This is a genomic window from Brasilonema bromeliae SPC951 (genome assembly GCF_012912135.1).
GTDB classification, from domain to species: domain Bacteria; phylum Cyanobacteriota; class Cyanobacteriia; order Cyanobacteriales; family Nostocaceae; genus Brasilonema; species Brasilonema bromeliae.
In genome coordinates this window covers 1-15,208 of sequence record NZ_QMEB01000024.1, presented here as the reverse complement: position 1 = coordinate 15,208, position 15,208 = coordinate 1, and the positions used below count along the sequence as shown (strand labels likewise).

Annotated in this window: 9 protein-coding genes and 1 other RNA gene; 1 reads left to right on the top strand and 9 read right to left on the bottom strand. The window is 42.1% G+C overall.

The window, feature by feature from the left end; translation table 11 throughout:
• Positions 1-228 precede the first annotated feature (228 nt).
• Entirely contained in the window at positions 229-2,259 is a 2,031-nt protein-coding gene (locus tag DP116_RS05140) for an ATP-binding protein (protein WP_169154152.1), read from the top strand.
• Between the two features lie 4 nt (positions 2,260-2,263).
• Here DP116_RS05140 and DP116_RS05135 read toward each other — a convergent pair whose 3' ends face one another.
• From DP116_RS05135 to DP116_RS05095, 9 genes are all read right to left on the bottom strand, one after another.
• Positions 2,264-3,418, bottom strand: a complete 1,155-nt coding sequence (locus tag DP116_RS05135; RefSeq protein WP_169154151.1) for a Gfo/Idh/MocA family protein — start codon at positions 3,416-3,418, stop codon at positions 2,264-2,266.
• Positions 3,419-3,607: 189 nt separating this feature from the next.
• On the bottom strand, positions 3,608-4,327 hold the full coding sequence (rnc, locus tag DP116_RS05130; protein WP_169154150.1) for a ribonuclease III: 720 nt from the start codon (positions 4,325-4,327) through the stop codon (positions 3,608-3,610).
• Positions 4,328-4,456: 129 nt separating this feature from the next.
• An RNA gene (gene rnpB, locus DP116_RS05125) (RNase P RNA component class A) lies at positions 4,457-4,920 on the bottom strand.
• Positions 4,921-5,030: 110 nt separating this feature from the next.
• The gene (locus DP116_RS05120; protein WP_169154149.1) at positions 5,031-5,741 is read right to left on the bottom strand and encodes a hypothetical protein; all 711 of its coding nucleotides are present in this window, start codon (positions 5,739-5,741) and stop codon (positions 5,031-5,033) included.
• Positions 5,742-5,798: 57 nt separating this feature from the next.
• On the bottom strand, positions 5,799-6,953 hold the full coding sequence (gene corA / locus DP116_RS05115) for a magnesium/cobalt transporter CorA (protein ID WP_169154148.1): 1,155 nt from the start codon (positions 6,951-6,953) through the stop codon (positions 5,799-5,801).
• Between the two features lie 446 nt (positions 6,954-7,399).
• Positions 7,400-8,836 carry an efflux RND transporter periplasmic adaptor subunit gene (locus DP116_RS05110; RefSeq protein WP_169154147.1) on the bottom strand — a complete coding sequence of 479 codons (1,437 nt, stop codon included), beginning with the start codon at positions 8,834-8,836 and terminating at the stop codon, positions 7,400-7,402.
• An 84-nt stretch (positions 8,837-8,920) separates the two neighbouring features.
• Positions 8,921-12,166 (bottom strand): efflux RND transporter permease subunit, encoded by a 3,246-nt coding sequence (locus DP116_RS05105; RefSeq protein WP_169154146.1) that lies wholly within the window; start codon positions 12,164-12,166, stop codon positions 8,921-8,923.
• Positions 12,167-12,437: 271 nt separating this feature from the next.
• Positions 12,438-13,589: an ABC transporter permease DevC gene (devC, locus tag DP116_RS05100; RefSeq protein WP_211173083.1), complete on the bottom strand. Its 1,152-nt coding sequence runs from the start codon at positions 13,587-13,589 to the stop codon at positions 12,438-12,440.
• A gap of 49 nt (positions 13,590-13,638) precedes the next feature.
• A complete protein-coding gene (locus tag DP116_RS05095; protein ID WP_169154145.1) occupies positions 13,639-15,057 on the bottom strand; it encodes an HlyD family efflux transporter periplasmic adaptor subunit in 1,419 nt (472 codons plus the stop codon).
• Positions 15,058-15,208 lie beyond the last annotated feature (151 nt).

The window sequence follows — 15,208 nt, the reverse complement described above, 5'->3', positions numbered from 1 at the left end:
GTAGGAAACCTCCTCTCTCCCTATTTTCTCTGTAATATTTATATGCAACAACAGTCCCTGTGGATCGTAGTTTTTGTGAGTGTTTGTATCATAAGCTTCTTTTTGATATTAAATTACTTTATATTTTTAATATGATTATAAAATAGGATTTTTATCATTTAACAACACTAGCTGCTCTAATTACTTAAGATTACTGTTGTGATTGGCACATACTAAGAGAGACTGCCGATGGCTAAACCCCGTCAATCATCCTTTCGTCGGATTTTAGTATCAAAAATCTTGCTTCTGTTAGTTCCTGTTTTATTGATAGGGGAGATTGTAGCCTATAAAAAGGCACGTTCTAGCCTTCTTGAAACTGCCCGTCAAAACTTAACAGAAAGTGCCATTATCAAAGGTGAAAAAATTGTAGAGACGAGCGCTGCCTTAAAAGCAAACTTACTCAGTGCAAGTCAAACAACGGTTATTCAGTCAGGTTCGCCTACTGAAGTACAACGATTTCTGAACCAAGTTGCCCAACGACTACCAAGGCAAGTAGAGTGTATTCAACTGACTGAGCCAGAAAGCGGTAATATTGTTGCAAGTACTTGCGGCGAACAACCAATTGGTGAATTAAAATTTCCCATACCAAATGATGGGATTAATGTTGAGGCAATATTACCACCAAAGCTCGGAACAACTGGTAGAAAAGACTTGCCAAATCAACTGCGATTACTGTTATCATCTCCCATCTACGATAGTATAGGATATTTACGTTATGCCTTGATTTTTCGTGCGACCATACTGCAAGAAAATGGCCGAACTAAGCCGGGTTCGCTAACAGGCTCAACGATGGTTATCGCTGATGATGGAACAGTTATGGCACACCCAATTGCTAATCGCGTTGGGACTAATATAAAGCAACATGCAGATGCTTCGCGACTCAAACAAATTCTAAGAGCTGCTTTGGCAGGGAGGAAATATTTTCTACATTTCTTTTTTGAAAATGAAGGAGAAGAATTACTTGCTGGCTACACTGCTATTCCCAGTCCCGTAACAGAAGGGCAAGAGGGAAAATGGGTGATTATAGCTGTTACAGAATTAGATAATGCTTTATATGGTCTTGAGGGAATTAAAATTATCCTCATTGTTTTAACATTAGGTTTAATTGGCGCAAGTGTTTTGGCGTCGCTGTATTTAGCTCGTTATTTGGCACGTCCAGTAGAACAACTGCGAGACTACGCCATAAATCTTCATTTAAACCAATCAACAGAACCAATCCCTCATAACTTCAAAATTCGGGAGTTTAACCAATTAGCACAAGCACTTGAGCAAATGGTTGAACGGTTGAAAGCTTGGGCAGAAGAATTGGAAATAGCATGGAAAGAAGCAAAAACTGCCAACCAGGTAAAAAGTCAGTTTTTAGCTACGACTTCCCATGAGTTGAGAAACCCACTACACACCATCATTAATTGCGTTCGTCTGGTTCGAGATGGTATGTGCGATGACCGAGAAGAAGAATTGGAGTTTCTCAGTCGTGTGGATGACGCAGCAATTCACTTATTAGGCATTATTAATGATTTACTTGACATTTCCAAAATAGAAGCAGGAAAGCTTTCGGTAGTTCTGCAACCTATTGATCTCCGGCAGATTCTTAAAGAAGTTATAAACATACAATCAGTTAATGTTCAACAAAAAGGCTTGCAATTAAATATTCCTCAATTGAATGAGACAATTCCAGTTAATGCTGATACCGCCAAGCTTAAACAAGTGCTGATTAATGTCATCGGTAATGCAACGAAGTTTACTGAACAAGGAAGCATTACAATCTCCACAGAAATTCAACGTAGAGATGATAAATCTGAAGTCATTATCTCTGTTACAGATACAGGTATAGGAATTGATCCCGTTCAACAGCAAAAACTATTTCGCCCTTTTGTGATGGTGGGTTCAAATTCAGGTAAATTTGGCGGTACAGGATTAGGACTTGCCATTTCACGAAATTTAATGGAACTTATGGGAGGTACTATTACTCTTGAAAGTGCAGGTCTGGATCAAGGCACGACAATGAAAATAACTTTACCTTTAATTGATGGGTCACAGTTACCAGACGCAGAAGGAAAAAAAAATTTAGAAAACCTCAGTGTTTCCTCTGGGGATCAAGCAGTAAGAGGGGAAAAGCAAGCAGCAGAAGAAGTTACTTTACAAAAAAACCGTTTTCCGTCTACTCTCAACAAGGAATTAAAGAATTCAACACTGAGTATGCAAAATGCAAAGTTGTAGAATTTCAGTCTTCATTTGCATTAAGAAAAACAGGCTTGCCACCATTATTAAGAGATTCTGTCAAAGCAGCAAGAATTTGCACTAACTGCGTGCCTACTAAACCAGAGGACACTTTGGAGGGACTATTTTCAAGCACACAAGTGATAAAGTGATTGCACACTCGCCCTAATGGTTCACCTGTTTCTATTTCCAGCACTTGTTGCTTCTGATTCACAGGAACAAATCGATTTTCCTGCTGTTCAAATTCGCCGTGCAGTATCGTCAAAGGTGAGGTACGAGACATTTCATCAAAAATTAAACTGCCAAGATTTCCAACAACTCCTAGTCGTCGTTGTTTATCAGGATTGAGCCAACATAAGTGAATATACGCTTGAAAATTATTCGGATATGTGAGTGTAACCCAGACTAGGTCGGATAATCCTTGGTTTTGAAGTGAGGGAGGGAGGGAGTGAGGGAGTGAAGGAGATGTTATTTCTTTGTCTTCCCCTGCTTCCCCTGCTCCCCCTGCTCCTCTGCTCCTCTGCTCCTCTGCTCCCCCTACTCCCCCTACACTTGGTTGCAGCCACACTGTACCCGTTGCTTGGACTTTCACTGGAATTTGGTTTAGCCAAGAATTAAAGATGGCAATATCGTGAATGGCTAAGTCCCAGAGTGCATCAACATCTTGGCGAACTGGTCCTAAATGAGTGCGAGTAGCGTAACCATAACGTAAATCACCTAATTGACGCGCCTGTACAACCGCTTTCCCTCGCGTGACTGCTGGGTGAAATAAGTAAGTGTGGTCAACTATCAGTTGTCGTTGCTGTTTTTGGGCAAGTTGGCACAGTTCTCGACATTCTGCTGGGTTGAGAGTTAAAGGCTTTTCTGCTAAAACGTGGTAACCCCAATGCAAGGCATCGGTAATTAAGGAGTAATGCGTGCTGGCGGGAGTGGCAATAACAACGGCTTCTAAACCTTCCACTTGCTGTATTGCTTGCCACTCTGTTGTCAGTAGAATTTCGTTACCTAAATTATGCTGCCGTTTCACCGCCGCCAAACACTCTGGGTTCGGATCGACTACCGCCACTACACTCGCTTGCGGATGTTCTAAAAAATTTCTTAGCAAATGAACGCCCCAACGTCCAACACCAACTACAGCAATTTTAATTTTTTTAATCATTAGTCAACAAACTAGGGGTATAGGGGAGTAGGGGTGTATGGGTGTAAGGGAATAAGATGACTCGTCGGTTCCGGCAATCTTGAAAAGGGAGAGGAGAAGAAGTAAAACTCTCTTACCCCTTACACCCCCACACCCTTACACCCTTACACCCCTAGTTTTAGTTATTAGCTTATCATCTACCATTTGATTTCAGGGCTTTTCCTGATGATCCAGTGATAAAAAAGCAACTTTTGCAGCAGCTTGTTCGGCAGCTTTGATAGAGCGTCCCTTTCCTTGACCGAGCTTTTCTCCGTGTAACCATACCTCAGCCAGGAAACGCTCTTGATTGTGCTGCGGTTGATTCATTTCTATGACTCGATATTCAGGTAAGACTTTATACTTTGCTTGAGTCCATTCTTGCAGGGCGGCTTTGTAGTTAAATCTAGCCGGATCGAGGCGAATTTCTGCTGCAAGTTTTTTGAAATGAGGATCTAGCCAAGAGCGAATAAGTTCGAGACTGTGTGTACTCAAATAAAGAGCACCTAAAATTGCTTCAAAGGCATCAGCCAGTCTTGACTCTTGACCAACTTTATCAGCAGTCGCACTGCCTGCAACGAGTAAATGTAACTCCAAGCCGTATTCTCTGGCTAGTTGGGCGAGAATGCGATCGCTCACCAACACCGAACGAATCGCTGCAAAATCTCCCACTGGACAATTAGGATAATTTTCCCATAGCACAATAGCAGCCACTAATCGCACGACTGCATCGCCGACAAACTCCAAATGTTCATAATTTGCTGACTCGGAGACAGTGGGATGAGTCAGCGCTAAGTCCAGCAGTTGCCATTTTATCGGCGCATCTGTCTGGAGACCTAATTTTCTGACTAAGCTTTCGAGTTGTCGTTGACGGCGTGGATAAGCAATGCTCATTAGTTATTAGTCATGAATCATGAGCCATGAGTCATTAGTCATTGCTTGTTAACAAAAAACTAAGACCAATAATACAAGGATATACCGAGCCTAGGGACGGGGTTTAACTTTATAAAGGACAAAAAAGAGGGAGAGAGTCGGAACGTAAGCCGGGTTCTGTTCTCTTTTGTAAAAACGTAACATATTACGTTTCTACATTTAAGAGGGCGGTTATCTATCTGGGACGTTTGTTACCAAACGCCTCTAGCGGCTCTTATGAGAGCGGAACTGGTAAAAGACCAACCATAGTTCCTTCGCCTTGCTCCCAACCGGGGTTTACCGAGCCATGATCTCTCGATCATGCTGGTGCGCTCTTACCGCACCTTTGCACCCTTACCCTCTTCAGTTACCAGTTATCAGCTATCAGTTATCAGTTACTGACTGTTCACTGTTGACTGTTCACTGTTCACTGAAAAAGGGCGGTATGTTTCTGTGGCACTATCCTCGCGATCGCTCGCACTGGGAGTTATCCAGCAAGTCTGGTCTTTCGGGAGCCCGGACTTTCCTCAAACCAGTCTCAACGAAACTAGTCTGTAACCACCTGCGCCTACTCTCTCCTAATATCCAGTGTAGTCTTTGAATGAGCGAACCAGTCGTTTAAGTTTACCTAGTTCCGCCAGAAGGCTCCTACTGAAACGGTACTCAGCTCAGTAGTGGGAGGATGTCAACGCCTTTTATTCCAAGGCAAGGCATACGTCCAAGGGAGTTTTCTAACAGTGAAGGGACACTTGACAATGCAAAGGGGAGGTGCATTCACACCTTGAGCAACACCAAAATTTGTTTCGGCTAGTCGGAAGACTAAATCTAGTGAGAAATCAAAGTTGCGTTTTCTGCTCATAAATCTGTTAAATTCAATTCTTTGTGACCTAATGGGGCTTGTTTTCCATTTGAGGACATTGGCTATTGAATTTTTTGTTGCTGTGTATGTTGCAGATAACTTATCGAATTGGAAAACACTTTCAGATGAAACTGATTCTTTCAGTGTTTTTTTAGGGACGATAAGACTGGGACTTTGGAATACACCTAAATCACGGGTTATATCTGGTGACATCCGAATCACGCGCTTCGAGGTTCCGTCAAATTCCTCAAAAGCGCAATTGTCCCAATCAACGTATATTGCTAAATCCTGAGATTTATTTTCAATGTTAATCGACAAAGATTGTGGTTTGGTAATGTCAAACGTACCTGCCAGTCCTCCGAAACTAATCCCAATCTTATCTTGAAGACTTTGGTCTTTCAGTTGTTCATCTACAAGTGCTTTATTGAATTCTATCTTTACTTGTTCTGCAATTGATTCGACCATTTGGTTAATGGTGTAAGTAATACCAATTATATAAAGCGTCAGAATCAGTAAATTGTTGTCAGCATTACCCATATTTTTAGTATATGAACTCCCTTTTATTCACTTTTCAAACTTAACTAAGTGGCAATTTCAAATCTTATAATCAGAATTAATTTGTGAGAAATTCTGAAACCAGCCTCTTCGCCAGAAGATGAAGACCAAGACAAAGGCGACTGCTGCCATGAATGCTAAACACATAGGATAACCCCAATACCAATTGAGTTCAGGCATATTATATGGTGATTTGTCAGTATTGAAGTTCATACCATAAATTCCGGCAACAAAGGTTAGGGGGATAAAAATTGACGACATAACAGTCAAAAACTTCATAATTTCATTCATTCTGTTACTTACTGCCGAAAGATAAACATCCATCAATCCTGTGGCAAGTTCCCGGTAAGTTTCTAGCATATCCATTACCTGCACTGCATGGTCATAACAATCTCGCAAGTAAATTCTCACATCCTCACTGATGAGTTCATTGCCATCACGAATCAAAGAATTTATTGCATCCCGTTGAGGCCAGATGTAGCGACGTAGTTGTAACAATTCTCGCCTTACTTGATAAATTTTTTGTAGTGTTTGTCGCGAAGGGTTAACCATAACTTCTTCCTCTAACTCTTCAATTCGCTCACCATAAAGTTCTAGAACCGGAAAAAAACCATCAATAATTGCATCCAATAAACTATAAGCTAAATAATCTGCTTTGCGCTTGCGGATAATACCTTTGTTGTTACAAATTCGCGCTCGCACTCCTTCCAAGCAATCATGTTCTGGTTCCTCTTGTACTGTAAGCAAGTAATTTTTTCCTAACACCAGACTCACTTGCTCACTATAAAATCCATATCTTTTTTCCTTTGGCACAACCATTCGGCAAATAATTAGTAAATAGTCTTCATATTCCTCTATTTTTGGACGCTCTACCAAATTGACTATATCTTCTAAAACCAAAGGATGTAAATCAAACACCTTCCCCAGTCGTCGCAAAATGTCTTCATCCCCTAAACCTTGGACTTCTACCCAAGAAACAGATGCTGTATCTAGATAGTCAGCGCACTCTTCCGGGGTTTTGATTTCTTTACGGATAACATCGCCAGTACTATAGTCAATCAATGTCATCTCTGGTGGTGAAGCATCTGTGGGAATAATGATGGTTCCTGGTATGGTTCCTGGTTCGTGATAGAAGTCGTCTTCGTTATCAGGTTTAGTGAGGATTTTAGGCGAGGGACGAAGTTTTCTTGCCATGAATTTTTACCTAGTCTAGTCATTAGTTCTTATTCAGCAGGCATTAGCAAATAGCTCATGACTTCGGACTCTTGACTTTTGGCTTTGCAATAGGACTACATGGTGGAGTTGATCTGATTATTTGTCAGTAATTTACCATGAATGCATTTTGGTTCTCACTTTCTGATCACAGGAGTGTCTGCAAGTCCTATGTTAAAGTCAGATCACAAGAGCTTCCAATTACAGCCACAAGACACCATAAGCTAGCAATACTATAAAAAAATGGCTTGTCTTTGCAAGACCAGCTGCTTCAAAAATATTAACCTATCTCTACAACAGTTGTTGAACACACAAATGTTACCATTCATACATAATATTTCGCTTTGCTGTACTGCACAGCAGTGTCCTTCAGATGCACACAGATACATTATCTATATTTATCTGCGTGCATCTGCGGTTGCAAATACCTAACTTTTCCCCTTAGGCTTAACAGCAACAGCTTGAACCCGTGCACCCTCGCCTAAATCATCGCTAGGATTAGTAATCAGAGATTCATTTGGGTTCAAACCAGAAATCACTTCTACTTCAGTACCATAATCTCGACCAAGCTCTACTTTGTGATAGTGTACAGTTTGGTCTCTTGTCACACTAGCTACTTGAGTCCCCTCCGAATTAACAACCAAAGTATTAGCTGGTATCAGCATCGGTGGGTTCATACGCGTAGTTGTAAATGTGACTTGAGCATACATCCCAGGTCGCACTGTATCGTTAGGATTTGGCACTTGGATTTCTGTCAACAGCGTATTCGTTTTGGGGTCGAGGGAGTCAGAAGTGCGAACAACTTTGCCTGTAAACGGTTTGCTGGGTAACTCGCGGACGTGAATCTGAGCCGTTTGACCTTGCCGAATGGATTGAATCAAAGTTTGTGGTACGTTAACGCGGATACGCAAGCTGTTGGTTTGAGCTATTTTAAATAGCCATGCATTGCTTGAGTTACTATTGCTACCAGCCGAAATTAACCCCCCCGTCTCTACATTGCGTCCTGTAATCACCCCATTATAGGGAGCTGTCACACGTTTAAAAGATTGCAAAACCACCGATTTTTCCACACTTGCGCGACTAGCAGCAACACTGGCAAGATATGCGTTGACGTTTGCTTGGTCAGAGTTGATACTAGCAAGCGCCGCATTAACACTGTTTTGATCAGAATTGACACGAGCTTTCACTGCATCGACATTAGCAAGATTCGCACTGAATGACGTTTTGCGTTCGTCAGCAGCTTGCTGAGTCACTGCTCCTTGCTGCTGAAGCTCTTGCCAGCGCTGCCAGGTTTGACGGGCTAATTCTAAATTTGTGCGTGCTTGCATCAGTTCTGCCTGTCTGGCTGCTAAGTTTGATTTAGCCTCAGAAAAATTGCTCTGCTTTTGGGCTAAGTTAGCGCGGGCTTGAGCGAGATTTGCTTGTGCTCTTGCTAACTCAGCACGTGATTGTGCCACTTCTTGGTCGGTTTCCGGTGTGTCAATTTCTGCAAGTATTTGCCCTGCTTGTACTTTGTCACCAATATCTACAGTTCGTCGCCGCAAATACCCATTGGTTCGGGCATAGACTGATGTTTCTTGGTTCGCTTGGATACTAGCAGGTAAGGATAAAACCGTAAAATTAGCAGCACGTTTGGGCTTGACAAAATTGACAGTGGGAACATCTGTTTGTGCAGACTTGGCAAGTGCTTTTAATTCTGCACGCTGTTGGAGACGAGGCAAAATGCCAATTGCTAGAAGTCCAGTTACTAATGCACCAATACCAGCAATGAGTGTCATCGAGCCGAGATAACCTCTTTTGCGTCTTTTATCTCTAGAAGTTAACTCGTCAAAAGAGTTAGGGTTGGGAGATTGATGAGTATTCATATCGAGTTGCAATTGAAAGATAGTAAGGATTTGGAGAAGTACGAAAGAGTCACAATTTTTTACTTTTTACTTTTCTTTTGCCCATTACCTCATAACTCCATCTGCTTCCATCAATGAAGGCAACATCGTATCATCAAGGTTGTGGGGTTGTTTCCGTCGCAAAATGCTGTAGACTACGGGGACAAAAATCAATGTGGCAAAGGTCGCTGCGAACAATCCACCAATAACAGCACGACCCAAAGGAGCATTTTGTTCACCACCTTCTCCAAAACCAAGAGACATTGGTAGCATCCCGATAATCATTGCAGAAGCAGTCATCAATACTGGTCGCAGACGAGTGTAACCTGCTGCTAAAGCTGAGGAGAGGGCTTTTTTCCCCTCCAGACGTTGCTCATTTGCAAACGTCACAAGCAAGATGCTATTAGCTGTCGCAACTCCAATGCACATAATTGCACCCATTAAAGAAGGTACGCTGAAAGTTGTATTCGTAATAAACAAAATCCAGATAATCCCAGCCAAAGCGTTTGGCAGTGCCATCATAATGATCAGTGGGTCGATCCAAGATTGGAAATTCACTACCATCAAGCAGTAGACTAGGGCGATCGCAAATAACAACCCCACTCCCAATCCCAAAAACGAAGCATTCATAGTTTCCACCTGACCCCTTACCACAATCGAACTACCACGGGCTAACTTGGGGCGAAACTGTGCCAAAACCTTATCTATATCTCGCGACACAGCGCCTAAATCCCGACCTTGGACATTAGCGTAAACATCATACACAGGCTGCACATTATAATGATTCACCACAGCCATTGTTGTCCGCCGTTGCACTGTGGCAAGATTGCTTAACAGTTGCGGTGAAGTCGAGTTGTTCGTGATCGGAGTACTCTGGAGTGCTTCTAAAGAATTGATTTTATATTGCGGTACTTGCACCGCCACCAGATAACTCACACCCTTAACAGGATCTAGCCAATAGTTGGGGGAAGTTTGACCACTAGAACTTAAGGACGTCAGCAAGTTATTTGCCACATCCCGTTGAGTTAAGCCTATTTGTTGTGCCTGAGTGCGGTCTACATTAATACGTAACTCTGGTGCATCAACAATTTGATGTAAGTGAACATCCGCTGTACCAGGAATTTTAGCGATTTGCGCTTCAATTTGCTTGGCGATCGCATAATTTGCCTTACGGTTGCGACTTGGACCTATGACTTGAACATCAATAGGAGCTGGTAAACCAAAGTTAAGAATTTGAGTAACAATATCAGCAGGTTGGAAAAAGAACGTCAACTGCGGGAACTGCGCTTCTAATTTTTGACGCAGTTGTTTAACATACTGCCAAGTGGGGTGATGCTCTCCTTCTTTGAGGGCTACGAGAATTTCACCATCCGCAGCACTAATTGTGGCACTATCACTAAAAGCAAGGTTGATCCCACCAACTGGTAAGCCGATATTATCCAGAATAATTTCTAACTCTTGGGCTGGTATTGCTTGGCGAATCACATTCTCTACCTGAGTAAAAATCCGCTCGGTTTCTTCTACGCGCGTCCCAGCAGGAGTGCGGACGTGTAAGCGAAACTGACCAGCATCAACTTGAGGGAAAAAGTCTTGACCGACGAATGGTAACAAAACTAATCCACTCACCCAAAACGCGCCAAACATAACAAACACTTGGCGGCGATGACTCAAAGCCCAAGCAAGGAACCGACGATAACGGTTGCGAAATTTTTCAAATTGGCGATTGAACTGTTCGTGAACGCGCCAGAAGATGTCTTTACCAGCGCTTGAGGAATGGGTATCTGTATGGTGACCATTACCATTGGAATGTTCATGATCAGTATAAAGATGTACCTCATGCTTGAGGAGAAACTGTGACAGCATAGGCACCACAGTCCGGGAAAGTACATAAGACGCAAGCATTGCAAACACAACTGCCATCCCCAGAGGCATGAAAAGTGACTGTGCAACTCCTGTTAAAAAGACGACTGGCACAAACACAATACAGATTGCCAGAGTTGAAACAAACGCCGGAACAGCGATTTGCTGCGCACCATCCAAGATGGCTTGGTGTAACGGTTTGCCTTGTCCTAAGTTACGGTGAATATTTTCAATTTCAACGGTGGCGTCATCCACCAGAATACCAACTGCCAGGGAAAGACCACCCAAGGTCATAATATTGAGCGTTTGTCCCAGCAACCGCAGCGTGATGATGGAACAGAGAATTGACAGGGGAATGGAGATAGTGACAATCAAGGTACTGCGCCAACTGCCTAAGAATAATAAAATCATCGTGCCAGTTAAGCATGCAGCTATGAGTCCTTCTGTCAATACCCCTTGGATAGAAGCTTTAACAAATAAAGATTGGTCAAACAATAACTCTAAGTGCAGTTCCTTGGGTAGAGTAGCAGCGATGCGTGGTATCGCTTCTTTCACGCAGGCGACGACATCCAATGTGGAAGCACTACCATTTTTCAGGACAGTGATGAGGCTGGAACGCCGACCATTTTGACGCACGATATTGGTTTGAACAGCGAAACCATCATGGACTTGAGCAACATCGCGGATGTAGAGAACAGTACCGTTAACTTCTCGAATCGGCAAGTTGTTGAGAGCATCTACAGCATCCGGACTGCTATTAAGACGCACAGAATATTCACGTTCTCCCAACTTTGCACTTCCGGCAGGCAAAATCAAATTTTGGGCGCTAATGGCAGTGGTGATATCAGTCGCAGAAAGTCCTTTAGCATACAGCGCCTGCGGGTCGATATCTACCATAATTTGCCGAGGTTTACCTCCGTAGGGCAGAGGTACAGAAGCACCCTGTACTGTGGCTAACTGTGTTCTGAGAAAGTTATTACCGTTGTCGTAAAGTTCCTGTTCTGAAAGCGATTTGCTGCTGACACTTAACTGTAAAATCGGCACACTCGAAGCGTTATAGCGAATAATCAGCGGTGGCGTGATACCTGGAGGTAGGACGCGCAAAATTGTTTGCGTGACAGAGGTTAATTGCGCTACAGCGGCTTCAACCTTCGCACCGGGCTGGAAAAACACTTTGATGACGCTGACACCATTGAGTGATTGTGATTCAATGTGTTCAATGTCATTGACTGTGGTTGTAAAAGCGCGTTCACTGACTGTGACGATGCGCTGTTCCATTTCTTCCGGTGCAACACCGTTGTAAGACCAAATAACACTGACGACGGGAATGTTAATTTCGGGGAAAATATCTATCGCCATACGAGTGATAGTCACCACGCCCAAAACGAGAATGAGAACAGCGGCGATGACGAAGGTGTAAGGACGACGAAGAGCAAGTTGAACAATCCACATAATTCAGTAGAGTGGTAGATGGGTTCTGTACTTGTGTTGCTAAAATTTTTTGATAACAAAAACTCCTAGAATATATAGGAATCCGGTTTGGTTTATGTTAGCTTGCGTGGCGGAGCCATACGAACTCGTCTCGCTAGGGAATAGGGAACTCTTAACAGGGGAACGCTTAACTCTTAATGATTAACAGAAACTGTACGGAGTTCTGTTAAAAAATAAAATAAGAATTTTATATCTGACAAAATGTTATTTTTTTGAAAACCCAAACACTTTTTTAGAAGATATCTGCTGGGTCAGCAGAACGTAACTTCCGCATAGCAATAGTGCCAGATATAAAGCACATAAGAAAAGTCAAAATGAGTACCATTACGGCTCGTCCTACACTCATCAAAACTGGTAGAAGTGTGGCATCCCTTGCGCGAGCATACAAAAACATAGTTATAGCAAATCCTGGAATATATCCTAAAATTGCTAAAATCAAAGCTTCTTGTAGGATAACAATTAACAAATAATTTTGTGTATACCCTATTGCTTTTAGGGTTGCATACTCACCTAAATGGTCTGCCACTTCAGTGTAAAGTATTTGATAGACAATGACAGTTCCTACTATAAAACCCATAATTGTGCCTAAAGTGAAAATAAAACCTATTGCTGTACCACTTTCCCAGTAATATCTTTCATAATCAATAAATTCTTGCTTAGTTAAAACTTTGATATCTCTAGGTAAATAATTTCTCAAACTTTGAGCAACAGTGTTTGCATCTGCTCCTGGTTTTAATCTAATCAGACCGATATCAATTATTCCTTGCTTATGAAGGGGAAATATTCGCAAAAAGTTTAAATCACTGGTAATTAAATTTCCATCTGCTCCGAAGGAAGCACCTAATGTAAATAGTCCCCCTACTTTCATTCTCCGAGAATTGACTTCTGCTGCTACAGTTTTTCCTTGTTCAAACTCAGTAGCGATAGGCCCATATTCCTGTCTAGAAGAACGGTCATATAAAACAACATCAGGCAGTTTCAGTTTATCTAAATTTTCTTTAACACCAGGTAAATCTAAGACATTGACGGCTGGATTTACTCCAATAACTAGGAGATTACGAGAACGACCCGTTAAAGGATTTTTCCAGGCAGTATAATCTAGATAAATTGGATGCACACTTTGCACTGCCTGTACATCTAAAGCTTTGTATAAACGCCTCTGAGAAAAACCTTTCATGGAAAGTAAAGCATTAGATTGATTATTGATGAGAACAATGTCAGTTTGTAAACTCGTATGAAAACGGACGTTACTAAAATATAGAGAATCCCGGAAACCAAGCTGCATAAACATTAAAATATCAGCAAAGGCAATTCCTGCCAGAGCTACAGCTAAACGAGTTTTTTCTCGCTTAAGTTGTAACCAAGCCAGAGGAATTTTGGTCATTATCTTTTGTCCTCAGTTGTTAGTTATTAGCTGAGCCAAAATTGATGTTTCAAAGATTAATTTCAACAGCCACCTTGGCGTAAGTTAAGCCTGTCACTCTTTTACTATCTTGTGGAGTCAGGACAATTTTCACTTCTACGACTCTGGCATCAACATCTGCTGCTGGGTCTGTATTTAAGACATCTTTTTTGCCAATTTTCCTACCAATTTCAGCAACAGTTCCTTGTAATCCTCCGCTAAAAGCTCCATTATCACTGGTTATTACGGCTTGTTGACCAAGGCGCACCTTACTAATACTGTCTTCGGGAACTTCAGCTATGACTATCATCTGATCCGTTCGTCCAATCTCAGCAATGCCATTTGTATTGATGCTTTCTCCAGCTTTCGTATGAATTTTAAGAATTTCGCCAGAGATTGGTGCTTTGATATAGCTTAAATTCAATTGAGCTTGTGCTCTTTTCAGAGCCGCAATTGCATTGCTAACTTGTGCCTGTGCAACTAGTAAATCAATGGGACGAACTTCTTTAAGTCTGTTAAATTTGGCTCTTTCCTCATCAATTTGTCTTTGCAAAGTTGCGAGAATTTTGTTCCGGTTAACTCTAGCTTCAACCAGTTGCTGTTGCAAAGTTGCTATAGTTTTGACTTGATTGGCTTTAGCTTCAGCAAGTTGCTGTCGCAAAGTTGCAACCGTTTTTCTTTGGTTGGCTTGAGCTTCTACAAGTTGCTGAGTCGAAGTTTCTGCGCCTAATTGCTTTCTATCACGTTCTTGTTGCGAAATCGCACCTTCTGCGTATAACATTTGATAGCGTTGAGCATCGACTTCGGCATTACGTTGTTCAGCTCGTATACGCGAAACCGTAGCTTGGAAAGCATCCCTTTGTCCTTGGACTTCAGCTTTGATACGATTAATTGTTGCTTGTAAAACAGTTTTTTCCCCGCCTAACTCTGCTTGCAGGCGAGTAATTGTTGCTTGTTGAGCATCTAGTTCCCCACGTAATTGTGCTTCCAAGCGAGCAATTACAGCTCTTTGAGCCTCAATCTCTCTTGGTGAACCTGCTTTGACATTTGCTAAATTGGCACGGGCTTCTTGGACTTTTGCTTTAGCTTCTTCCATTGCGGCTTGGCTACTGGAAAAGTTATCCAAAATAGCAATGATTTGATTTTTTTTGACTTGCTCTCCTTGTTTGACAAAAACTTGTTCGACTCGCGACGTTCCTTGGACTCCTACTGGTGCAGACAGTTTAAATACTTCCCCTTGGGGTTCCAAACGTCCTAAAGCATTTATACTTGTGATTGGCGCACTGGATACGGGCGTATTGAACTTTTTCACTTGCTCCATTTTGGCTATGCTTAGGACTCCAGTAGCAACTATGACTGGCAAGGTTACAGCAATTAACCACCAAATTTGTGGTTTATCATTATCAAAAAACTGCTCCCTTACGCTTGAATTATCACTTACCCTTGACATGATATTTCCTATTAGTTGGAATTTTGCATATACAAAGTAAAAAAGCGAGTTCGGCGCAATGAGATTAAGTCAACAACTAGGAAGGACATAGGAGATAGGATGTGGCGTTGCACAAAAAGAAAATCCCCTTCTTCCCCCTACACCCCTACAC

Excerpts from the sequence above, each read along its gene's own strand:
- DP116_RS05120 (WP_169154149.1), bottom strand. The coding sequence starts at position 5,741 with ATGGGTAATGCTGACAACAATTTACTGATTCTGACGCTTTATATAATT.
- DP116_RS05140 (WP_169154152.1), top strand. The coding sequence starts at position 229 with ATGGCTAAACCCCGTCAATCATCCTTTCGTCGGATTTTAGTATCAAAA.
- devC (WP_211173083.1), bottom strand. The coding sequence starts at position 13,589 with ATGACCAAAATTCCTCTGGCTTGGTTACAACTTAAGCGAGAAAAAACT.
- DP116_RS05110 (WP_169154147.1), bottom strand. The coding sequence starts at position 8,836 with ATGAATACTCATCAATCTCCCAACCCTAACTCTTTTGACGAGTTAACT.
- DP116_RS05105 (WP_169154146.1), bottom strand. The coding sequence starts at position 12,166 with ATGTGGATTGTTCAACTTGCTCTTCGTCGTCCTTACACCTTCGTCATC.
- DP116_RS05095 (WP_169154145.1), bottom strand. The coding sequence starts at position 15,057 with ATGTCAAGGGTAAGTGATAATTCAAGCGTAAGGGAGCAGTTTTTTGAT.
- DP116_RS05135 (WP_169154151.1), bottom strand. The coding sequence starts at position 3,418 with ATGATTAAAAAAATTAAAATTGCTGTAGTTGGTGTTGGACGTTGGGGC.
- corA (WP_169154148.1), bottom strand. The coding sequence starts at position 6,953 with ATGGCAAGAAAACTTCGTCCCTCGCCTAAAATCCTCACTAAACCTGAT.
- rnc (WP_169154150.1), bottom strand. The coding sequence starts at position 4,327 with ATGAGCATTGCTTATCCACGCCGTCAACGACAACTCGAAAGCTTAGTC.